Here is a 20,648-nt window from a genome sequence, read left to right as displayed (position 1 = left end):
GAGACCGAGCATGCGCCGTTCGCGGCCCGGCTCGCGTTTGCGCGGCCGCCGCGTACGCGACGAAGGAGCAAGCGGTGGTCGCGCAAACGCGAGCCATAAGGGGGCCGCGAACACGCCGCGCCGAAGGCGCGGCCAAACAAACACAGTATTTTGTTGCGCATGGCCCGAACTTTGCTGGTTACCAATGATTTCCCGCCGCGGCCGGGCGGTATCCAGTCGTATCTGCAGGCGTTGGCCGGTGAGCTGCCGCCCGATGACCTGGTCGTCTACGCTCCGCGCTGGCGCGGCGACAGTCACCTGAAGTTCGACGCCAAGCAGAAGTTCCAGGTGATTCGCCATCCCACCACGCTGATGCTGCCGACTCCGCTCGTGCTGCGCCGCGCCGCGCGACTGCTGCGGAGCGAGCAGTGCGACACGGTGTGGTTCGGGGCGGCGGCACCGCTGGCGCTGATGTCGCCAGCGCTGCGTCGCGCGGGCGCCGAACGCATCGTGGCCAGTACGCACGGCCACGAGGTCGGCTGGTCGATGCTGCCCGGAGCCAGGCAGGCGCTGCGGGTGATCGGCGAGCAGACCGACGTCGTCACCTACGTCAGCCGCTATACCCGCCGCCGGTTCGCGTCCGCGTTCGGGGCGAACGCGGCGCTGGAGTATCTGCCGCCCGGGGTGGATACCGAAGTGTTCCGCCCGGATCCGGCGGCGCGTGCCGAGCTGCGCGAGCGTTACGGCTTGGGTGACCGTCCGACCATCCTGTGCCTGTCGCGGCTGGTGCCGCGCAAGGGGCAGGACGCACTGATCCTGGCCATGCGCGATATCCGCGAGCGAGTGCCCGGAGCGGTCCTGGTGATCGCGGGTGGCGGCCCCTTCGAGGACAAGCTGCGCGCCCTCGCGGTCGCCGCGGGCGTCACCGAGGACGTGGTGTTCACCGGCCGCGTCCCGTCCGGCGAGCTGGCCGCGCATCACACGCTGGCGGACGTGTTCGCGATGCCGTGCCGGACCAGGGGCGCCGGCTTGGACGTGGAGGGGCTGGGCATCGTCTATCTGGAGGCTTCGGCGTCCGGCGTCCCGGTGGTGGCGGGCAATTCCGGCGGCGCGCCGGAGACCGTGATCGAGGGCAGGACCGGGCGGGTGGTGGACGGCCGCTCCGTGCAGCAGATCGCCGACGCCCTGGTGGAGATCCTGTCCGATCGGGACGCGGCCGCGCGGATGGGCGTGGCGGGCCGGGCGTTCGTCGAGCAGCAATGGCGCTGGGACACTCTGGGCGCGCGCCTGCGACAGCTGCTGCGGTGATCCGCGTCGCATCTACTACGCTCAGCGGAGTGAGCAGTATCCAGGTCGCAGATCAGACCTTCGTCGCCGCATCGGGGGCCGCCGTGGCCGACGTGCTGGACGGTCCGAACCAGTGGCGCCGCTGGTGGCCGGACCTGGACTTGGAGGTCCGGGAGAACCGGGGTGAGAAGGGTATCCGCTGGTCGGTGTCCGGGGCACTGACCGGGACCATGGAGGTGTGGCTGGAGCCCTCGCTCGACGGGGTGATCCTGCACTACTTCCTGCACGCCGAACCGCAGCCCGCGCTGCCGGTGGGCAAACTCGCCGCCGCCATCCGGGCACGCCGGGTCGCGGGTAAGAACATGTCGTTCGAAGTGAAGTCCCGGCTGGAGTCGGGTCGCCCGGCCGGCGTCGCTCCCGCGGCCCTGTCTTGATCTACCAGCACCGACGCTGAAAGGAATCGCTGTCCGCATGGCCGACAGGACCCAGAGATCAATCGTCATCGAGGCCCCGTCGCAGCAGGTGATGTCCGTCATCGCCGATCTGGAGTCCTACCCGGAGTGGGTATCGGCGGCGAAGTCGGTGGAGGTGCTGGAGACGGGACCGGACGGCTTGGCCGAGACCGCCCGGTTCGTGCTGGACGCCGGGGTGGTCAAGGACACCTACGTCCTGTCCTACGACTGGCGCGCCGACCGTAAGGCGGTCAGCTGGCGGCTGCTCAGCGGTGAGTTGCAGAAGGCCCAGAACGGCACCTACGAGTTGATCGATCGGCCGGACGGCGGCACCGAGGTGGTCTACACGCTGACCGTCGATCTGAACATCCCGATGATCGGCATGTTCAAGCGCAAGGCCGAGAAAGTGATCACCGACACCGCGCTGAAGGAACTGAAGAAACGGGTCGAAGGCTGACCGCGCACAAGACCCGGGTCGAACTGTTCATCGGCAAGGGTGGGGTGGGCAAGACCACGCTCGCGTGTGCCACCGCCATGGCCGAGGCCAGATCGGGCCGTCGCGTGCTGATCGCCTCGCTCGATCAGGCGCATTCGCTGGGCGACGCGCTCGGCTTCCGTTTCCCGCACGATCCCGGCACCGTCACCGGCGTCGCCACCGTGCTGCCGGGCCTGGACGTGATCGAGATCGATTCGCTCGCGCTGCTCGAGGACCGGTTCCGCGATGTGGTGCGGTTGATCTCCACCGGCCGCGGGCACGAGCACGGTTTCGATCTCGCCGCGCTGGATCCGGCGGAGCTGACCGGATTGCCCGGCGTGCAGGAACTGCTGATGCTGGTGGAGATCACCCAGTTCGCCGCCGAGGACGACTGGGATCTGATCGTCGTCGACTGCCCGCCATCGGCGGACATGCTGCGCCTGGTCACCGCGCCCGCCACCCTGCTCGGTTACCTGGAACGGATGTGGCCGCCACACGCCCGGACGATGAGCGCCATCGGCACCGACCTGCGCCGCGCCGTGCTCGCGGCCACGGTCGAACGGATCGTCAAAGCGGTCACCGAGGTTCGCGATCTGCTCACCGACCACCGGCGCACCGGGGCGCGGCTGATCACCGTCGCCGAGCGGGTGGCGGTGGCCGAATCGGAGCGGGTGCGTTCCGCCGCGGCGCTGCTGGGCCTGCGATTGGACGCCGTGGTGGTGAACAAGGTGCTGCCCGATCTCGCGCCGCCCGCCGAACCGAGTTCGGCCGAACATCCGGCGGTGCACTGGTATTCGAACCGGCGCGGTGAGCAATCGGACGTCATCGCCGATTTGCGGCGCAAGATGCCGGGTATCCCCGTGGTGATCGCGCAGCACACCGGCGCCGAGCCGATCGGGCTGAACTCGCTGGCCGCGCTGTCGTACGCGATGGACTCGGCGGGCGACACCGGTGACGCTGCGCTTATGCTGAGCGACAATCAGACGGAGGTCGACGCGAGTTCCGGCGAACCGCTGGTTCTGCGGGAATCCGGCACCGGATTGCAGTCGGTGTACGCGTTGCGCATGCACCTGCCGGTGGTCGACGCCGCCACGTTGCGCCTTGGCCGAGTGGAGGACGATTTGATCGTGGGAGCGGACGGTGTCCGGCGGCGGGTGCGCCTGGCGCCGGTATTGCGGCGGTGCACGGTCGACGGCGCCGAGCTCGATGACGGGTATCTGGTGGTCCGCTTCCGGCCCGATCCGCGGGTGTGGGCGCAGGCATCCGAAAGTCACGACCATGACCGGTGATCCGCACCCGTCCGAGGGACACCAGGCAGGCGGCCACGGCGCGCCGGACGGCATCAGCGAATTCGCCGAGGAGTTGAAGCTGCTGGCCGAAGCGGTGCTGGAACGGGTCGAGCCGGTGCTGCGGCGCGCCGCCGACGGCCAGGCCGAGTGGGCAGGTTGCAGCTGGTGCCCGGTGTGCGCGGCCGCGGCGCTCGTGCGCGGGGAGCACCACGACGTGCTGGCCGCCGTCGCCGATCACGGCACCGCGATCGTCACCGTGCTGCGCGAAGCGCTGGCAGGGGTGCCGGTCGAGCCGGTCATGCCCACCGACGCCGACCCGGAAACCGGTGCGCCGCACCGGCACGGTCCGGGCGAGGACGGCGATGGCCCCCGTTACGTCGACATTCCCGTGACGATCAAGGTATGACGCACCAGATGGCCGGTACACGACCGCTGACCGTCGGAATAGACGTCGGCGGCACCAACATTCGGGCGTCGGTGATCGACGACAGCGGCGAGGTGCTCGACACGGTCCAGGCGCCGACGCCGCATTCCGCCCGCGCGCTGGAGGACGCGCTGGACCGGGCCGTGCGCGACCTGTCCGGCCGGCATTCCATCGGCGCGGTCGGTTTGGCGGTCGCCGGGTTCATCAACGGTGATCGCTCCACCGTGCGGTTCGCCCCGCACCTGCCCTGGCAGGACGCGCCGGTCGCCCAGCGACTCACCGAACGGCTGGAGTTGCCGGTGATCCTGGAACACGACGCCAACGCGGCGATGTGGGCCGAGTACCGGTTCGGCGCCGCGGCGGGCGGGCACAACGTGGTGCTCATCGCGATCGGCACCGGCATCGGCGCCGCCTTGTTGATCGACGGCCAGTTGTACCGGGGCACGCACGGCGTCGCGCCGGAACTCGGTCATCTGCAAGTCGTTCCGCAAGGGCGGCCCTGTCCGTGCGGCAAGCACGGCTGCTGGGAGCGCTATTGCAGCGGAACCGCGCTGGCCGAGACCGCGATCGAGATGCTGGCCAGCGATACGGTGCACTCCGTGCTCGCCAGGGACGTGGCGCGCGATCCCGGCTCGCTGACCGGGCGGCGGGTCGCGGGCGCCGCGCAGGACGGCGATCCGCTCGCGGCGCGGGTGATGGCCGACTTCGCGCGCTGGCTCGGCCTCGGGCTGGCGTTCGTCAGCGACATCTTCGATCCCGACCTGGTGGTCATCGCGGGCGGGGTCAGCAGTTCGGCGCCGCTGTTCCTGGACGAGGCGCGTGAGGAGTACGCGCGCACGATCACCGGTGCGGGGCACCGGCCGCTGGCCCGCATCCGGACCACTCAGCTGGGCGAGGCGGCGGGCATGATCGGCGCCGCCGATCTCGCCAGGGCCGCCCTGCCCTCCGGCGCGGGCAAAGCGGCCCGCATCGCGCGGACCGGCCGTTGACACCGCAGGCCACGAGGATCGTGGTCCGGCGCGACACGCCGATGCGCGCCATCGGTCGGCGTCGGCGCCGAAGTGTGGTGAGATTCGCCGCTGCGGTTGGATGTGATCTTGTACCAGCGGTAAAGTCGGCATTTGAAGCAGGTGCCCGCAACTATCCCGGTCCCGGGGGAAGGACGTCATGTTCTACTGGCTGCTGAAGTTCGTGCTGCTGGGACCGTTCATTCATCTCTACAACCGGCCCACGGTCGAGGGTGTGGAGAACATTCCGGCGGACGGGCCGGCCATCATGGCGGGTAACCATCTCTCCTTCGCCGACTGGCTGTTCGCTCCGTTGCTGAGTCCGCGGCGGATCAACTATCTCGCCAAGGCCGAGTACTTCACCACCCCGGGCATCAAGGGCCGGTTCCAGAAGTTCTTCTTCAGCGCCTCGGGTCAGTACCCGATCGACCGCAGCGGAGCGGACGCCGCCGAGGACGCGCTGATCGCCGCCCGCAAGCTGCTCGACGAGGGCCGTCTGGTCGGCCTCTACCCGGAGGGCACCCGCTCCCCCGACGGCCGGCTGTACAAGGGCAAGACCGGCTTGGCCCGCTTGGCGCTGGAGACCGGCGTCCCCGTCATCCCGGTCGCCGTCATCGGCACCGACGAGGTCAGCCCGCCCGGACCGTTCCGCTGGCGCCGCAGGAAGGTGACGGTCAAGTTCGGCAGGCCCATCGACTTCTCCCGCTACGAAGGCATGGGCGGCAACCGATTCGTCGAACGCGCCGTCACCGATGAGGTCATGTACGAGCTCATGCAGCTCACCGGCCAGGAATACGTCGACGTCTACGCCCACAGCCTGAAGAAGGGCATCCCCAGCGGCAGCCGCCCCGATGCCGTGCCCGTCCGCATCCCGGACACCGCCGCCGGCTGATCCCGGCACGGACGTCTGCCCCGAGACTGTTCGGTCTCGGGGCTTTCTGCATTCCGGGCACCGGGCGGACACGCTACGCGAGCAGAAATGCGACGACGGGGAACACGATCGCCGTGAACGCGGCGAATACCACAGCACCGACTTTGCCTTTGGGAATCGAGTTCAACCGGGTGGCCGCGAAACCATAGATTCCGAGGAAGACGAAGATCAGGCCCCAGGAGACCAGAGCCCGACTGGCGATCTCTCCCGATCGCCCAGCGAATATCAAGGCCAGAGTGACAATTGTCGACCCCGATGCGGCGCCCATCGCCAGAAACGCCGCTCCTGCGGGGCTGTTCATGACCATCGGCGCACGACCGACCGGGACAACTTCCTGCGGGTCCGTGTGATGAACACCTTCACGTCGGCACAACATGTCGAAAACCCTTGCGGGGTTGACCCACTCGCCGACCTGGGACCGCACCTGAGCGAGGGCGTGCACGGCCTGTGCGGTCGCGTACGAGGTGATGAACCCTTCACGCGACGTGCGGAATCCACCGCGATCCCGATGGATCGGTGACAACTGCTGATAGTCGAGCAGCTCGATGAACGCCCTGCGGAAGGTCGGGTGGAAGATCCAACGGTCATCCGAACTTGCCAGCGCCGCTACCGACAGCTGCAACGTAGCGTGATGCCAGGTCTGTGCCACGTCGCCGCGGCGTATCTGTTCTTCCTCGAGCCTGCCGAGGCCGGCGTCCAGGGCGCTGAGCACTCTTTCGGTCGCCAACTCATGGGCTCGGCGCACCCGGGTGCCACCGAGCCCCGCGATCTCCGGTACCGCCAGCAGACTCGCGATCTGCGCCGCCGCGTAGTTCGGGTCGACCCGTGGGTCTTCGGCGAGCATCGCGGACACCAGAAAAGTGGTGCCGCGCAACGCGGCACGCGCAGCCTCGTCGTCGGACGCGGACAGCTCCACCAGTGCCCGGATCGCCGCGGTCGTAGCCGTCACCGAGATCGCGGAGACACCGTCGGCCAGCGACCAACCACCTGTGTCGGCGTCTTGTGCGGCGAGTAACGCATTACGGCAGGCCACCAGATCGGCGTCTGCGGCGGCCACGCCGAAGCATCGCAGGGCACGCAGCCGCCACGACGCGTCTACGGGCGCATGGAACTCCCACTCGCCGCGAGTGCTGTGGCGGACCACGTCGCGCCGCACCAGTGCCAGTACCGCTGTTGCGTCCGGCACAGGCCGGTTCACACGGGACAACGCGCACACGACCTCGGCGGTGTCCTGCGGATTGGGTGGCACGTCGGTCGACCACCCCCAGCCCGCATACCCGTCGTCGTGCTGGACCAGATTCCTGCCGAACCAGTCGGCAGCCAGACCGATGCGGTCGTCGACGTATGACACAGTGCCCCCTCGCGAACGGTGAAAATCATTGCCCTCGAGGGTCTTACGGCTCACCCGTCCGGACGTCGACCGTCAATATATCCGCTCTCGGCATCCAGCAGAACCGCTACGACGACGAGAGTCCCACCCACAGCCGTCGGCAGCGAGAGCTGCGATGTGTCAAGTGCCGCGACCACGATCGAAGCCACGACCGCCTCGTTCACACCGAGCGCACCAGCGATCGGCGGGCTGAGACGCCGCATCGCTCGCCAGTACAGCGCGAATCCCGGACCCAGCAAAGTCGCTCCGAGGCCCAGCTCGGCCGGCATTCGTGCCCAGTCCCAAGTGGTCATCGTCAGGAAGGGCGCGGTGAGCACGCCCGCGACGGCCAATTGCAGCCCGGCGGAGACTATGGGATCGCGGTCCTGAGACTCTCGGGCCACCAGCACGATCAACGCGGTCACCGCGGCCGCGCTACCAAGTGCCAAACCGCAACCGATCAGTGCATTGCCACCACCGATCTCCGCCCGAGGCCGCGCGGCGACCAAAACGATGGCGGAAGTCAGCAGGAGCAACTCGACCCCGATCCGGAAATTCATGGCGCGCTCCCCGGTGACCACGGCCAGGAGCAGCAGCATAATCGGAGAGGCCAGGTGCAACGCGACGACCACGGGTACAGGGCCGATGGTCAAGGCAGCGACGTACAGGGAAATGTTCAAAGCCTCGAGCACACCCAGTTGGATATAGATTCGCGGGTGCGAGGCCAGCTCGAGGCCTGGCCGCCGACCGGTGACCGCGGCGATTACCAGCAGGGGAATCGCAGCGCCCATCGCCACCATCGGCCCCGCTCCGTTCGACCCCAGCAAGGCGAGCCCGGCGCTGAACAACCCCCACAGACTGGTCCCTGCGACGAGTAACGCCACCGATGATGCCGACCCTCCAGCCGACTGTCCCATACCCACCCCCTTCTGGAGTCAGGGCGCTCGGGTGCCTCATGACTCCGGATTGCAGCGACGTCGAATGCCGGAATGTGCTGCGCCATCGAGTATTCCAAGTTAGGTCACGCTACGGTGGCCGGACTTACGGGAGGCAACCCGCAGTGTGTGCGGTGAGGTTGCCCACAATGCAAGCAAACGCCAAGGTTTTCTTCGGCAGCGGTGAGGAGACTGCGGAGCATGTTCAAGAAGTTGCTGGCGGTGGCCGGGGTCGGTGGGGCCGAGGTGGAGACCGAGTTGTTCACGCCGGGTGTGCAGCCCGGGGGCACGGTCGAGGGTGTGATCCGGTTGCGGGGCGGGACGGTCGCGCAGGAAATCGCACAGGTGGCGGTCGAGTTCGTGACCAGGGCCGAGCAGGAGTACGAGGATCACGAAGGCCTGCGCGATATCGCGTTCGGCCGTACCGGGGTGCACGGGCCGTTGCACCTGCCCGTGGGTGCGGTGCCGGAGTTCCGCTTCGCGGCCCGCGCGCCGATGGAAACGCCGATCACGTTCTACAACGGCAGGCACCTTCCTGGCACGGTGGTGTCGCTGCGCACGGTCGTGGAGATCCACGGCGCGGTGGACGCCGCCGACACCGATCCGATCGGCGTCGGCGCTTTGCCCGCCCAGCACGTGCTGCTGGAGGCGGTGGAGCGCTTGGGATTCCACCTGCGCAGCGCGGACGTGGAATCGGGACGGGTGCACAACACACCTCAGACGCTGCCGTTCTACCAGGAGATCGAGTTCGCCGGTTCGCCGCATTACACGCGCCTGAACCAGCTCGAGGTGACTTTCGTCCCGACCGAGACCGGCATGAGTGTGGTCCTGGAGGCGGACAAGCGCGGCGGATGGATCTCCGAGGGCCGCGATGTCTTCGACGCGCTCTGGGTGGACTACCAGCACCTGGGCGGCGTCGACTGGGCGGGCGAGCTGCACCACCGGCTGGAGCGCCTCGCGCACTGAGGTCCCGTCGCTTGTTGGCCGCACGGACCCGACGAGTTCATGTGACGTTGACGTAATTGCGCCAGAGTTTCCTCATGAACGGCTCGGCCTCAGGACCATCCCGGCGCACCGTCTTACGCGCCTGCGCACTCGGACTCGTGGCTGCCCCTGCGCTGGCGGCCTGCTCGCCGGGCAACGGCCCGGCGCTGGTCCGGCAGCGGCCGGTGCCTACCCACGGCGTGGCGGTGGGTGACCCGCGCCCCGACGGCGCGCTGATCTGGGCACGCGCCGATCGCCCCGCCACGTTGCTCGTGGAAACCGCCGCGACGGAATCGTTCACCGATCCCATGCGCTTCACCGGGCCGCTGCTCACCCCGGATTCCGACGGCACCGGCCGGGTGCGGGTCAACGGCCTGCCCGCGGGACAGCAGGTGCACTACCGGGTGACGCTGCGTGGCGAGGACGGCGCCACCTCCGAACCGGTCACCGGTGTCTTCCGCACCGCGCCCACCGCCGCGGCGGACATCCGGCTGCACTGGTCCGGCGACGTCGCGGGTCAGGGCTACGGCATCAACCCGGAACTCGGCGGCATGCGGATCTTCGCCGCGATGGCCGCCCGCGACCCGCATCTGTTCCTGCACTCCGGCGACTCCATCTACGCCGACGGACCGTTGAAGGAATCGGTCACGCTGCCCGACGGCCGGGTCTGGCGCAATCTGGTGAGCGAGGCGAAAAGCGCTGTCGCGCAGACCTTGGATCAGTTCCGCGGCAACTACGCCTACAACCTGACCGACGAGAACTACCGCCGGTTCAACAGTTCGGTCGCCCAGGTGGTGCAGTGGGACGACCACGAGACGGTGAACAACTGGTACCCCGGCGGACTCGTCGCCGAATCCAAGGGCTACACCGAACGCGCCATGGACACACTCGCCACGCGCTCCTGGCAAGCCTTCCACGAGTGGATGCCGCTGGAACCGAGAGAAGCGGTGGACGGCCGCCTGTATCGGAAGATCGCCTACGGTCCACTGCTGGACGTCTTCGTGCTCGACATGCGCGCGAACAAGGACGCCAACGACGTCAACAACGGGCCGAACGGCCGCATCATCGGTCCGGCGCAGACGAAATGGCTGATCGACGGTCTGCGCGAATCCACCGCCACCTGGAAGATCATCGCCAACGACCTGCCGCTCGGCGTGATCGTCCCGGACGGCGAACAGAAAAACACCACCGCCTACGAAGGTCCCGCCAACGGCGATCCCGGTGCGCCGTCGGGCCGGGAACGCGAGATCGCCCAGGTGCTGTCGTCGATCCGGGCGAACAAGGTGGCGAACGTCGCCTGGCTCACCGCCGACGTGCACTACACGGCCGCCCACCGCTATTCGCCCGAGCGCGCGGTCTTCACCGACTTCGACGAGTTCTGGGAGTTCGTCTCCGGTCCGCTCAACGCGGGCGCGTTCGGCCCGAATCAGCTGGACGGCACGTTCGGCCCTGAGGCGGTCTACGTCCACGCGCCACCGGTGCAGAACAGCTCGCCGCTGGACGCCTTCCAGCATTTCGGCGAGGTCCGCATCGACGGAAAGTCGAGGGAATTGACCGTCGACCTGTGCGATGCCGCCGGATCCGTCCTGTTCAGCAAGAGCCTTGCGCCCGCGTCGCGGTGACTCCCGGATTCGGGGAAGCGGGGCGGGCCGCGCTGTGGTTAGCTTTTGGGCCATGAGCACGCCGCAAACTGTCTCCAACGCCGAGGAATACCTCCCTCGCGACACCGCCGATGTCGTACGCACGGTGCGGGATTCACGCGGACGAACGGAACGGCTGATGGTACGCGGCGGCGAACTGCTGGACGAGGGGCTCACGCTGCCCGCCCAGCCGACCGTGGTGTCGCTGCGCCGGATGAACCAGGTGCTGGACATCAACCTGGGCAGGCGCACCGTCCGGGTGCAGGCGGGCGCCAAATTGTCCGACATCGACCGCAGGCTCGGCGCCCACGGCCTCGGCCTGCCGATCGTCGGCGACCACCGCGACATCACCGCGGGCGGCTTCGCCTCGGTCGGCGGCGTCAGCGCGGCCTCGCACAAGCACGGCCTGTTCATCGACCAGATCGTCGATCTGGAGTACGTGGACACCGATGGGCGCATCGGCACCTGCGGGCGCACCCATCACACCGAGCGATTCCAGCGCATCCTCGGCGCGGGCGGTCGCGCGGGCATCATCACCGCGCTCACTCTGGACGCCATCGAGATCGACAAGGAGCGCACCTGGCTGACCACCGACGCCGACCGGTTCCTCGACTTCGATTCCTTCGTCGAGCACGCCTACGCCGAGATCACCCGGCCCGGCAACGCCGAGCTGCAGGTCGGCCGCTGGGTCGACACCGCGCCGCTGAAGGTGGCGCGTCCGGTCGGCACCGGCCACGTGCAACTGGGCACCGTGCGCTTCGGGCAGTGGTCGAGCCTGTACCCCACCGCGCCCACCCGGGGACTGCGTGCCCGGCGCGAGGTCGGGTCGCGGGCACGGAAATCGCTGGGCGCCATCGCCTCGGCCGCGCCCGGCAAGGCGGGTATGCCGGTGCGCAACGCGGCCGCGGGCGCGGTGCTGTTCGCGCCGAAAGTCCAGACCCTGCGCGATGCCGAGTATCTGGCCGATACAGCGCTCAGTTCGTCCGAGCGTGGCCCCGCCTACCGGGTGGGCGTTTTCGCGCCCCTGTCGAGCTATGCGTCGGTGTTCTACCGCCTGCACGACCTGTTCTCGGGCCATCGGGAACGCACCGGCTGCTTCACCGTCATCTCGGCGATGACCTACGGCGTGCGCTCGCGCTACCTGCGCGCGGAATCCGCCGCGCGCGGCCTGCCCCCGGAAGACCACGGCCTGATCACCTTCACCTGCCGCCTGCGCCCTGCCGCCCTGCCCTCGGAGCTGCTGCGCGACATCGTCTCCGGCATCGAGGAGATCTGCCGCTCGGAGAACGCGCTGCGGTACGAAGCGGAGTAGATCGCGTGCGCCCGGCCACGGCGCCCGCGGCACGCGAGCTCGTGGAATCACCTCGCTGCTGACCGCACCGGGGCGAAGACACTGCTGAACGGCTGAAAAAGCCTGGCAGAGCAGTGAAGCGTATCGCGGGATCGACGCTCTCGAAGCGGCTCGAGGTGTCTCCCACGGCGCCCGGCATGCCCCGGCGCGCGGAGGCGGATCGGCGTCCGGCGAGCGGATTCCCGGAAACACCCCCGAAGAAAGCCACTCTGCGACATAGTTGTAGACGCTCGCGTACCCCACTCATACGCGGGCGTACCTTATTTCGTGTTGCTGAATTGGATTCGAAACTTCATGAGGACGAGCGCATTTCCCGCGACGGCACGCGGCGTCGCCATCGCAGCCCTGATCGCGGCAACTACGAGCGGATTCCCCGGCGCGGCCTCCGCCGACACCGTGCCCGGTGCGAATTCTCCAGCGGTGATCACCGTGAACACCACAGCCGACGGCGTCGCGGCCGATCCGTACAGCGGGCTTTGCCGTACCGTCGCCGGCGCCTGCACACTGCGCGCGGCAGTGCAGACCGCCAACGCCCGGCCCGGGAGCACAATCGTGGTGCCCGAAGGACGGTACATCTTGACGATCCGTCCCGACCCACAGAAGGTGCAAGGCCGCAACCCGGATGCCACCACCGGAGACCTGAACCTCACCGCGGCGACGACCCTGCGTGGCGCGGGCCGCGATCAGACGGTGCTGGATGCCGAGGGTATCGACCGGGTCCTCAGTGTCTCCGCGCCGGTGACGTTGACGGGATTGACCGTGACCGGCGGAGTCACCGCTCAACACGAGATCCCGTACTACGACACCGGCGGCGGCGGAATCTCCAATTCGTCGAACCTCGTACTCGAGGATGTCGTGGTCCGGGGTAACAGCGCCGGGTACGGCGGCGGGATCTTCAACGTGCCGGGCTCGGACCTGCAAACCAGAAATACGATCATCACCGGCAACGCGTCCGGCGAGGCGGGCGGCGTGCGATGCGATAACACCTGCACCTTCACCGACTCCAGGATCTCCGACAACCGCGTAGTCGATCCCGGAGTGTGGTACCGCCCGGGTGGCTTCGCCGGACGCGGCGGCGGTGTAGATGTCCGAGGCCGGGGTGTGGTGACCTTCGATCGGACGACGGTCAGCGGAAACAGTGCCTCGGACGCCGGTGGCGGCATCAACGTGGCGCCCGCCTATCTCGATACCCTCCCACGCCAGGTGACGGATGCGCTCGATGTTCCGGTGGGCATCGTGAAAGTGCGGAATTCCATCATCATGGGAAATACCTCCGGCATCGCTTCGTCCAACTGCGCGAAGGCGTTCGCGAGGATTGTCTCCGAAGGCGGCAACACCAGCGACGACGCTTCCTGCGACCTCACCGGGCCTGGCGACACAGTCGTGCCCTAGTCGGCCGACGTCGCCAGACCGAGCAGCGCGCGGTGGATGTACAGCACGGTGTCCTCGAGTGCGAGCAAGTCACCTCCCGCCCGCAGGGTTCGGCGGACGGCCTCGTTGACCGCGTCGGTCACCGCCAGATACGCGTCATCCGGCACCGGTGGATCGACGGGGCCTGCCGCCTCACGCCATGATCGGATGAATCCGGCGAACCAGCGTTGACATCGTTCGAACGACTCGATCGCGCGCGACCCGGCCCCGGCGGTTTCCAGATAGAACGCGCGGGCGAACGACGGTTCGTCACGCAAGAGAGTGAGATACTCGCGGATTCCGAGCCGTAGAGCCTCGAGCGGCTCGACCGGTCCCGCGAACACCTGCCGCATCACGCGCTCGAGGTGCTCGATCATCAGATCCCGGCCGGTGTCGGCCGCGGCGAGGAAACACGCTTCCTTGTCCGAGAAGTGCTGGTAGAACGTGCGGCGCGAAACCTTCGCCGCGGCAGCGATATCCGCGATTGTCGCGGTGGGATAGCCGCGATCCGCGACGACAACCGTCACCCCGTACAACAGCCGCTGCCGCTGGGACCCGGTCACCAGATCACGAGCCAGACCGTGCGGCCCGTGCGGCAACTCCGTCAGGGTCGGCTCCAGCAACTTCTTACGTCCCACCCGGACTTTCATATCAGGCGCGGTTCCGTCGGGGATGAGCCGGTTCGACCGAACAGGCACAGGCGGACGCGAAGCGGCCCCACCGGTTTTCCGATGGGGCCGCTTCGGCGGGTTCTCAGGTCAGTGCTTCTCCGGGCCGAGGTAGTACTCGAACACCAGACCGGCGGCGGCGGCGAGCACGCAGACGACGCCGATGCCGATCAGCCAGAACTGGAAGAACGCCAAGCCGAGGGCGGTCACCGAACCGGCGGCGGCCAAGGTGATCGGCCAGAAGCTGCCGGGTGAGAAGAAGCCCAGGTCGCCGGCGCCGTCCACGATCTCGGCGTCCTCGTAGTCCTCTGGGCGCAGGTCGAGACGACGGGCGACGAACCGGAAGTAGGTGCCGATGATCAGCGACAGTCCCGCGGTCAGCACGGTGGCCGTGGTACCCGCCCACTCGACGCCGGTGCGCGACTGGCCGGTGAAGAAGCCGTAGACCACCGCCACGATGATGAAGAACACCGTGAGCAGTTCGAAAATCCGCGCTTCGATCTTCATGTCAGATCAAATCCTCACTTGCTCTCGGCCGAGGCCGCGCTCTTGGTGTCGCGCCTGGTGTTGAACGGCGTGGTGGACGTGGCGACGGGGGATTCACCGATGGCCTCCAGCGCCTCGGCGTTGGTCTTGCCCGCCTGGCGCGCGTCCAGGTACTTGGTGAACTTCTCCGGCGTGACCGCGCGGACCTCGAAGTTCATCATCGAGTGGAAGGTGCCGCACATCTCGGCGCAGCGGCCGACGAACGCGCCCTCCTTCTCGATCTTGGTGATCTGGAAGACGTTGTCGGAGTTGTTTTCCTTCGGGTTGGGCATCACGTCGCGCTTGAACAGGAACTCCGGCACCCAGAAGGCGTGGATCACGTCGGCGGCGGCGAGCTGGAACTCGATGACCTTGCCGGTCGGCAGCACCAGCACCGGGATCTCGTTGCTCGAGCCGATCGTCTCGACCTTGTCGTAGTGCAGGTAGGACAGGATGTCGTTCTCCGGCTTGCCGTGCACCGGGCCCGGCTGCGGGTGGCCGTCCTTGGTCCGCTCCTCGTACTGCTCGAGCTGCTCCTGGTTCACCGTCTCACGCGCGGTGTCGATGCCGTCGAACTTGTAGCCGTCCTTGAAGTCGACCTCGCGGTAACCGAACTTCCAGTTCCACTGGAAGGCGGTCACATCGACCGTGACATCGGGGTCGGCCACCTTCTCGTGCACGTAGTTCTGCACGACCACGGTGAAGTAGAACAGCACGGCGATGATGACGAACGGGATCGCCGTGTAGGTCAGCTCCAGCGGCACGTTGTAGCCGGTCTGGCGCGGGAACTCCGGGGAGTCCGCCTTCTTGCGGTGGAACGCGACGGTCCAGAAGGTCAGGCCCCAGACCAGCACGCCCATCGCCAGCGCGGCGATGACCGACCAGGTCCACAGTTCCCGCATCCGGGTGGCCTGCGGCGTGATACCCGACGGCCAGCCGAACCGCAGCCAAACATTGTCGATCGAGCAGCCCGAGACGAGCAGCGCGGTGATCCCCAAGGACACCGCCAGCCCGGCCCGCCGAAGGATGCGGCCCTGCCGACCCCGGGCGGGTCGTGCCCCGATCTCTTCGCTCGCCTTGTGCGCCACGCTCACGCCTTCCTGGTCGCCACACATTCCGACAGTGCATCGTTCAGGGCTGCGATAGGCCCCGACGATACGTCCTAAGCTCGTTCAGGACGCCCTCCGGGCCAGCGCGTTGCGCGCGGGTCGCCTGAGAGAGACCTGAGTACTACGCAGCGTAGACCAAACGCACCCCCGGTTCGTCGTCGGGTCGGCTTCGGCACCTCACCGAGCGCGCACCGATCACCGTCACCAGCGATTCCGTCCAGGACGTGGTGCGCACGACGCGCGGATCCCGTGGGTGCGGCATACTCGGACACTAGATTTCGCCCCTTTGCGCCCCATCCGGTGCGCGCGTATCCCGACTGTGAGAAATGAGGTTGCCGACGCCGTGTGTGGACTGCTCGGATTCCTGGCATCTGACGAGGCGGCACCTGGCACGGTGGAGCAGGTCTACGAAGCCTTGCACTGTGTGCGTCACCGCGGCCCGGACGAGCGCGGCACCTGGCACGACGACCAGGTGATCTTCGGCTTCAACCGCCTGTCGATCATCGACATCGAGCACTCGCACCAGCCGCTGCGCTGGGGCCCGCCCGAGCAGCCCGACCGCTACGCGCTCACCTTCAACGGCGAGATCTACAACTACCTGGAGCTGCGCGCCGAACTCGCCGAGGCGCACGCCGCCGAGTTCCCGGACGGGAAGATGTTCCACACCGAAGGCGACAGCGAGGCCATCGTCGCGGCGTTCCACTACTGGGGCCCCGAGGCGGTGCGGCGGCTGCGCGGCATGTTCGCCTTCGCGATCTGGGACACCGAGACCAAGGACCTGTTCCTCGCGCGCGACCCGTTCGGCATCAAGCCGCTGTTCCTGGCCACCGGGCCGGGCGGCACCGCGTTCGGGAGCGAGAAGAAGAGCCTGCTGGAACTGCTGCCCGCGCTGGAGCTGAGCGACGCGCTGGACCCGCGGGCGCTGGAGCACTACACCGTGCTCCAGTACGTGCCGGAACCGGAGACGCTGCACAAGGACGTGCGCAGGCTGGAATCCGGCAGCTACGCCACCGTGCGGCCCGGTGCGGCTCCGGTCGTCACCCGGTATTTCACCCCGAAGTTCCCGGTGCGCCCGTTCACCCCCGGCTCGGCGACGGCGCGCTACCGGGAGATCGCCGCGGCGCTCGAGGACTCCGTCGCCAAGCACATGCGCGCCGACGTGACGGTCGGCTCGTTCCTGTCCGGCGGCATCGACTCCACCGCGGTCGCCGCGCTGGCCATGCGGCACAACCCGAAGCTGATCACGTTCACCACCGGGTTCGAGCGGGAGGGCTACTCGGAGGTGGACGTCGCCGCCGAGAGCGCCGAGGCGATCGGCGCGCGCCACGTGGTGAAGGTGGTCTCTCCGGCCGAGTTCGCCCAGGCGATCCCCGAGATCGTCTGGTACCTCGACGACCCGGTGGCCGATCCGGCGCTGGTCCCGCTGTATTTCGTCGCCAAGGAGGCGCGCAAGCACGTCAAGGTGGTGCTCTCCGGTGAGGGCGCCGACGAGCTGTTCGGCGGATACACCATCTACCGCGAGCCGCTGTCGTTGCGGCCTTTCGAGAAGCTGCCCCGCGGCCTGCGCAGGCTGGCGGGCAAGCTGTCGGAGCGGATCCCGGAAGGCACCAGGGGCAAGAGCCTGCTGCACCGCGGCTCGCTCACCCTGGAGGAGCGCTACTACGGCAACGCGCGCAGCTTCAGCGACGCCCAGCTGCGCGCCGTGTTGCGCGAGTTCCGGCCGGAGTGGACCCATCAGGACGTCACCGCGCCGCTGTACGCCCAGTCGCGCGGCTGGGACCCGGTGGCCCGGATGCAGCACCTCGACCTGTTCACCTGGCTGCGCGGCGACATCCTGGTCAAGGCCGACAAGATGACCATGGCGAACTCGCTGGAACTGCGCGTGCCGTTCCTGGACACCGAGGTGCTGAAGGCGGCCGAGGGGCTGCCGTTCGATCAGAAGATCACCAAGGAGACCACGAAGTACGCGCTGCGCCAGGCGCTGGAGGGCATCGTGCCCCCGCACGTGCTGCATCGCGCCAAGCTCGGCTTCCCGGTCCCGCTGCGGCACTGGCTGCGCGGCACCGAACTCTACGACTGGGCACAGCAGCAGATCGCCGAGTCGCAGACCGGCCACCTGCTGAACAAGGCCGCGATCAGCGAGATGCTGGTCGCGCACCGGGCCGGAACCGCCGATCACAGCCGCAGGCTGTGGACCTTGCTGGTGTTCATGGTGTGGCACGGCATCTTCGTCGAGGACCGGATCAAGCCCGAGATCCAGGAACCCGCGTACCCCGTTTCGCTGTAGCGCGCGAACATGCGAAAGGCGCGCACCCGGCCGGGTGCGCGCCTTTCGTCGTGACGATCAGAGCAGGGTCTTGATGTCCGCGGCGGACTCCGGGCCGTAGGCCTGCGTGAGGCGCTCCAGCGCGGACTCCTTGCTCAGCGTCCACTCCTGGGTGCCCATGGTCTCCAGGACGAGCACGGCGATCAGCGAGCCGAGCTGCGCGGACCGCTCCAGGCTCAGCCCGGCGGTGTGCGCGGTGAGGAAGCCTGCGCGGAAGGCATCGCCGACACCGGTCGGCTCGACCTTCTCGACCTCGGGCACGACGCCGACGGTCACCTCGGTGCCGTCGCGGTCGACGATCCGCACGCCTTCCGCACCCAGGGTGGTGACGCGGACGCCGACCTTCTGGGCGACCTCTTCCTCGCTCAGACCGGTCTTCTGCAGCAGCAGCGCCCACTCGTACTTGTTCGTGAAGAGGTACGCGGCGCCATCGATGAGCTGCACGGACTGGTCGCCGTCCAGCCTGGCCAGCTGCTGGGAGGGATCGGCGGCGAACGGGATGCCGAGTTCCCGGCACTCGGCCGTGTGCCGCAGCATCGCCTCGGGGTCGTTGGCGCCGATCAGGACGAGATCGAGGTCCCTGGTCTCGGCGAGTTCGGCGATGGAGATGTCGCGGGCCTCGCTCATCGCACCGGGGTAGAACGACGCGATCTGGGCCATGTCGTCGTCGGTGGTGCAGACGAAACGCGCGGTGTGGGCACGCTCGGAGACCAGCACGGTGGAGCAGTCGACGCCGTGCTTCTCCAGCCAGGCTCGATACTCGCCGAAGTCGGCGCCGACGGCACCGACGAGCAAGGGGGCGCGATTGAGCAGGCCCATGGCGTAGGCGATGTTGCCACCGACGCCTCCGCGACGGATCTGCAGATCATCGACGAGGAAGCTCAGCGACACGTGGTCGAGCTGATCGGCCAGCAGTACGTCGGCGAACCGTCCGGGGAAGCGCATGAGGTGGTCGGTCGCAATGGACGCGGAAACGGCTATGGACACGTGGCTGGGCCCTTCAACTGTAGGCGGCAGGCGGTCAAGACCGGGACGACAAAGGTCCCGGTCTCACCGTAGCGGATCCGCCGCACCGATCCGGGCGCAGCCGCGCACCTACATGTCCGGACGGGACAACCGATTTCGCGAGCCCACGTCACCCGACTCGCATGGCCCGAAGGCCCGGAGCGGCGGCCGGCCTCAGTTGAAGGAGTCGCCGCAGGCGCAGGAGCCGGTGGCGTTCGGGTTGTCGATGGTGAAGCCCTGCTTCTCGATGGTGTCGACGAAGTCGATCGAGGCGCCCTGCACGTACGGCGCGCTCATCCGGTCGACGGCCAGCGTGACGCCCGCGAAGTCGACGGTGAGGTCGCCGTCGAGCGAGCGGTCGTCAAAGAACAGCTGGTAGCGCAGGCCGGCACAACCACCCGGCTGCACCGCGATCCGCAGCGCCAGGTCGTCGCGTCCCTCCTGGTCCAGCAGTGCCTTCGCCTTCGCGGCGGCGGCGTCGGTCAGAGTCACACCGTGGGTGGCGGTCTCGTTCTGCACAGTCATGAACTCTCCTCGAGGAACCTGTGGTCTACCCGAACAGCGCACGGGGTCGTGTCGGTCAACACCACTCGGCCGGCTGCTATTCCTCCATCTTGCCACCACCCGATCCGCGGTGACACGCAACCTGCGTGACACCGCACACTCCGGGCGAATCGGACCGCATTTCTCGCCGCGCTACCCATCGAATAGCCTGGTCTGTGTGAAGTTCTTCCGTCGCGGCGAGTCCAGCAGCACCGACGCGACCGCCGAATCGACGGTGGTCACGGACGGTGGCTCGGCCGCGGGCACCACCCGCGCGGCGGCCACGGCCACCGCGGGCAAGGGCCGCCCCACCCCGAAACGCCGTGACGCACAAGGCAAGCGCCGTGGCCCGATAGCGCCCGCTCCGCTCACCGCGAAGGAGGCCCGCGCCCGCCGCAAGGCCGCGCGGGGCACCAGGGCGGAACGCAAGGCCGCGTCCGCCAGACGGCGCGAGGCCGCCGCGGATCGACGGGAACGCATGCTCGCGGGCGAGGACAAATACCTGCCGCCCCGCGACCAGGGCCCGGTCCGGGCGTTCGTGCGCGACATCGTCGACGCCCGGCGCAACCTGGTCGGCCTGTTCATGCCGATGGCGCTGGTGCTGATCCTGTCGATGTTCGTCGCGCCCGCGCTGCAGACCATCGTCACCCTGGCCATGCTGGTGATGATGCTGTTCATGGGCGTCGAGGGCGTGCTGCTCGGCCGGGTGGTGAACAACCGGGTCAGGGAGCGTTTCCCGGAGACCACCGACGGTGGGTACCGGCTGGGCTGGTATGCATTCGTCCGCGCCTCACAGATCCGCAAGATGCGCGCCCCCAAGCCGCGCGTCAGCCCCGGCGACGCTGAAGTCAGCCCGAATCGCTGCCGCGCGCGGTCGATCAGCAGCAGCGCCGCGATCTCGCGCACCCGCCGCTTCACCGGGGCCAGGCCGATCAGTTC

The 20,648-nt window shown here is 68.3% G+C and carries 19 protein-coding genes and 1 pseudogene; 13 read left to right on the top strand and 7 right to left on the bottom strand.

What is annotated here, in order from left to right; all coding sequences use genetic code 11:
- Window positions 1–159: 159 nt before the first annotated feature.
- The 7 genes from ABZ420_RS34625 (at window position 160) to ABZ420_RS34595 (ending at window position 5,805) form a co-directional block, all read left to right on the top strand.
- Entirely contained in the window at window positions 160–1,287 is a 1,128-nt protein-coding gene (locus ABZ420_RS34625; protein ID WP_062975121.1) for a glycosyltransferase family 4 protein, read from the top strand.
- A 29-nt stretch (window positions 1,288–1,316) separates the two neighbouring features.
- Window positions 1,317–1,700 (top strand): polyketide cyclase / dehydrase and lipid transport, encoded by a 384-nt coding sequence (locus tag ABZ420_RS34620; protein WP_357132004.1) that lies wholly within the window; start codon window positions 1,317–1,319, stop codon window positions 1,698–1,700.
- Between the two features lie 37 nt (window positions 1,701–1,737).
- The gene (locus ABZ420_RS34615) at window positions 1,738–2,175 is read left to right on the top strand and encodes an SRPBCC family protein (protein WP_357132001.1); all 438 of its coding nucleotides are present in this window, start codon (window positions 1,738–1,740) and stop codon (window positions 2,173–2,175) included.
- Window positions 2,172–3,482, top strand: coding sequence for an ArsA family ATPase (locus ABZ420_RS34610; RefSeq protein WP_357132010.1), 1,311 nt, complete (start codon window positions 2,172–2,174; stop codon window positions 3,480–3,482). The genes ABZ420_RS34615 and ABZ420_RS34610 overlap by 4 nt, the downstream gene beginning before the upstream one ends.
- Window positions 3,472–3,888, top strand: a complete 417-nt coding sequence (locus ABZ420_RS34605; RefSeq protein WP_357131998.1) for a hypothetical protein — start codon at window positions 3,472–3,474, stop codon at window positions 3,886–3,888. Before ABZ420_RS34610 ends, ABZ420_RS34605 begins: the two co-directional genes overlap by 11 nt.
- Window positions 3,885–4,895, top strand: a complete 1,011-nt coding sequence (locus ABZ420_RS34600; protein ID WP_357131995.1) for an ROK family protein — start codon at window positions 3,885–3,887, stop codon at window positions 4,893–4,895. Before ABZ420_RS34605 ends, ABZ420_RS34600 begins: the two co-directional genes overlap by 4 nt.
- A gap of 178 nt (window positions 4,896–5,073) precedes the next feature.
- Window positions 5,074–5,805, top strand: a complete 732-nt coding sequence (locus tag ABZ420_RS34595) for a lysophospholipid acyltransferase family protein (RefSeq protein ID WP_357131992.1) — start codon at window positions 5,074–5,076, stop codon at window positions 5,803–5,805.
- A 73-nt stretch (window positions 5,806–5,878) separates the two neighbouring features.
- Here the strand turns inward: ABZ420_RS34595 and ABZ420_RS34590 are convergent, their stop codons facing one another.
- The gene (locus tag ABZ420_RS34590; RefSeq protein ID WP_357131989.1) at window positions 5,879–7,195 is read right to left on the bottom strand and encodes a hypothetical protein; all 1,317 of its coding nucleotides are present in this window, start codon (window positions 7,193–7,195) and stop codon (window positions 5,879–5,881) included.
- Window positions 7,196–7,245: 50 nt separating this feature from the next.
- Window positions 7,246–8,013, bottom strand: coding sequence for a DMT family transporter (locus tag ABZ420_RS34585; RefSeq protein ID WP_357131986.1), 768 nt, complete (start codon window positions 8,011–8,013; stop codon window positions 7,246–7,248).
- 336 nt (window positions 8,014–8,349) lie between these two features.
- Between ABZ420_RS34585 and ABZ420_RS34580 the strand changes: the two genes are divergently transcribed.
- From ABZ420_RS34580 to ABZ420_RS34565, 4 genes are all read left to right on the top strand, one after another.
- Window positions 8,350–9,114: a sporulation protein gene (locus ABZ420_RS34580; protein WP_357131983.1), complete on the top strand. Its 765-nt coding sequence runs from the start codon at window positions 8,350–8,352 to the stop codon at window positions 9,112–9,114.
- Between the two features lie 74 nt (window positions 9,115–9,188).
- Window positions 9,189–10,754 (top strand): alkaline phosphatase D family protein, encoded by a 1,566-nt coding sequence (locus ABZ420_RS34575; RefSeq protein ID WP_357131980.1) that lies wholly within the window; start codon window positions 9,189–9,191, stop codon window positions 10,752–10,754.
- Between the two features lie 52 nt (window positions 10,755–10,806).
- Entirely contained in the window at window positions 10,807–12,084 is a 1,278-nt protein-coding gene (locus ABZ420_RS34570; protein WP_357131977.1) for an FAD-binding oxidoreductase, read from the top strand.
- 333 nt (window positions 12,085–12,417) lie between these two features.
- Entirely contained in the window at window positions 12,418–13,515 is a 1,098-nt protein-coding gene (locus ABZ420_RS34565) for a CSLREA domain-containing protein (RefSeq protein WP_357131974.1), read from the top strand.
- On the opposite strand, the gene ABZ420_RS34560 is transcribed toward ABZ420_RS34565, so the two are convergent.
- The 3 genes from ABZ420_RS34560 to ABZ420_RS34550 form a co-directional block, all read right to left on the bottom strand.
- A complete protein-coding gene (locus tag ABZ420_RS34560) occupies window positions 13,512–14,171 on the bottom strand; it encodes a TetR/AcrR family transcriptional regulator (RefSeq protein WP_357131971.1) in 660 nt (219 codons plus the stop codon). The genes ABZ420_RS34565 and ABZ420_RS34560 overlap by 4 nt on opposite strands.
- Before the next feature lie 120 nt (window positions 14,172–14,291).
- Window positions 14,292–14,708 (bottom strand): cytochrome c oxidase subunit 4, encoded by a 417-nt coding sequence (locus tag ABZ420_RS34555; protein ID WP_040865876.1) that lies wholly within the window; start codon window positions 14,706–14,708, stop codon window positions 14,292–14,294.
- A gap of 14 nt (window positions 14,709–14,722) precedes the next feature.
- Window positions 14,723–15,814, bottom strand: coding sequence for a cytochrome c oxidase subunit II (locus ABZ420_RS34550; RefSeq protein ID WP_357038051.1), 1,092 nt, complete (start codon window positions 15,812–15,814; stop codon window positions 14,723–14,725).
- Between the two features lie 364 nt (window positions 15,815–16,178).
- Between ABZ420_RS34550 and asnB the strand changes: the two genes are divergently transcribed.
- Complete coding sequence (asnB, locus tag ABZ420_RS34545) at window positions 16,179–18,122, top strand: asparagine synthase (glutamine-hydrolyzing) (protein WP_357132007.1); 1,944 nt, start codon at window positions 16,179–16,181, stop codon at window positions 18,120–18,122.
- A 57-nt stretch (window positions 18,123–18,179) separates the two neighbouring features.
- On the opposite strand, the gene ABZ420_RS34540 is transcribed toward asnB, so the two are convergent.
- Together ABZ420_RS34540 and ABZ420_RS34535 are read right to left on the bottom strand one after the other, a co-directional pair.
- Complete coding sequence (locus ABZ420_RS34540; protein WP_357131968.1) at window positions 18,180–19,148, bottom strand: carbohydrate kinase family protein; 969 nt, start codon at window positions 19,146–19,148, stop codon at window positions 18,180–18,182.
- A 192-nt stretch (window positions 19,149–19,340) separates the two neighbouring features.
- Window positions 19,341–19,691 carry an iron-sulfur cluster assembly accessory protein gene (locus ABZ420_RS34535; RefSeq protein ID WP_063053575.1) on the bottom strand — a complete coding sequence of 117 codons (351 nt, stop codon included), beginning with the start codon at window positions 19,689–19,691 and terminating at the stop codon, window positions 19,341–19,343.
- 253 nt (window positions 19,692–19,944) lie between these two features.
- Between ABZ420_RS34535 and ABZ420_RS34530 the strand changes: the two are divergent.
- Window positions 19,945–20,553, top strand: a pseudogene (locus ABZ420_RS34530) (DUF3043 domain-containing protein); the annotation flags it as partial.
- Between the last annotated feature and the right edge of the window lie 95 nt (window positions 20,554–20,648).

Source organism: Nocardia sp. NPDC005745 (assembly GCF_040630775.1).
Classification (GTDB): Bacteria; Actinomycetota; Actinomycetes; order Mycobacteriales; family Mycobacteriaceae; genus Nocardia.
Note: the sequence above shows the minus strand (reverse complement) of the source record. Positions and strands in the feature narration are given on the sequence as shown.

Excerpts from the sequence above, each read along its gene's own strand:
- ABZ420_RS34625 (WP_062975121.1), top strand. The coding sequence starts at position 160 with ATGGCCCGAACTTTGCTGGTTACCAATGATTTCCCGCCGCGGCCGGGC.
- ABZ420_RS34615 (WP_357132001.1), top strand. The coding sequence starts at position 1,738 with ATGGCCGACAGGACCCAGAGATCAATCGTCATCGAGGCCCCGTCGCAG.
- ABZ420_RS34605 (WP_357131998.1), top strand. The coding sequence starts at position 3,472 with ATGACCGGTGATCCGCACCCGTCCGAGGGACACCAGGCAGGCGGCCAC.
- ABZ420_RS34600 (WP_357131995.1), top strand. The coding sequence starts at position 3,885 with ATGACGCACCAGATGGCCGGTACACGACCGCTGACCGTCGGAATAGAC.
- ABZ420_RS34595 (WP_357131992.1), top strand. The coding sequence starts at position 5,074 with ATGTTCTACTGGCTGCTGAAGTTCGTGCTGCTGGGACCGTTCATTCAT.
- ABZ420_RS34585 (WP_357131986.1), bottom strand. The coding sequence starts at position 8,013 with ATGGTGGCGATGGGCGCTGCGATTCCCCTGCTGGTAATCGCCGCGGTC.
- ABZ420_RS34580 (WP_357131983.1), top strand. The coding sequence starts at position 8,350 with ATGTTCAAGAAGTTGCTGGCGGTGGCCGGGGTCGGTGGGGCCGAGGTG.
- ABZ420_RS34575 (WP_357131980.1), top strand. The coding sequence starts at position 9,189 with ATGAACGGCTCGGCCTCAGGACCATCCCGGCGCACCGTCTTACGCGCC.
- ABZ420_RS34570 (WP_357131977.1), top strand. The coding sequence starts at position 10,807 with ATGAGCACGCCGCAAACTGTCTCCAACGCCGAGGAATACCTCCCTCGC.
- ABZ420_RS34565 (WP_357131974.1), top strand. The coding sequence starts at position 12,418 with ATGAGGACGAGCGCATTTCCCGCGACGGCACGCGGCGTCGCCATCGCA.
- ABZ420_RS34555 (WP_040865876.1), bottom strand. The coding sequence starts at position 14,708 with ATGAAGATCGAAGCGCGGATTTTCGAACTGCTCACGGTGTTCTTCATC.
- ABZ420_RS34535 (WP_063053575.1), bottom strand. The coding sequence starts at position 19,691 with ATGACTGTGCAGAACGAGACCGCCACCCACGGTGTGACTCTGACCGAC.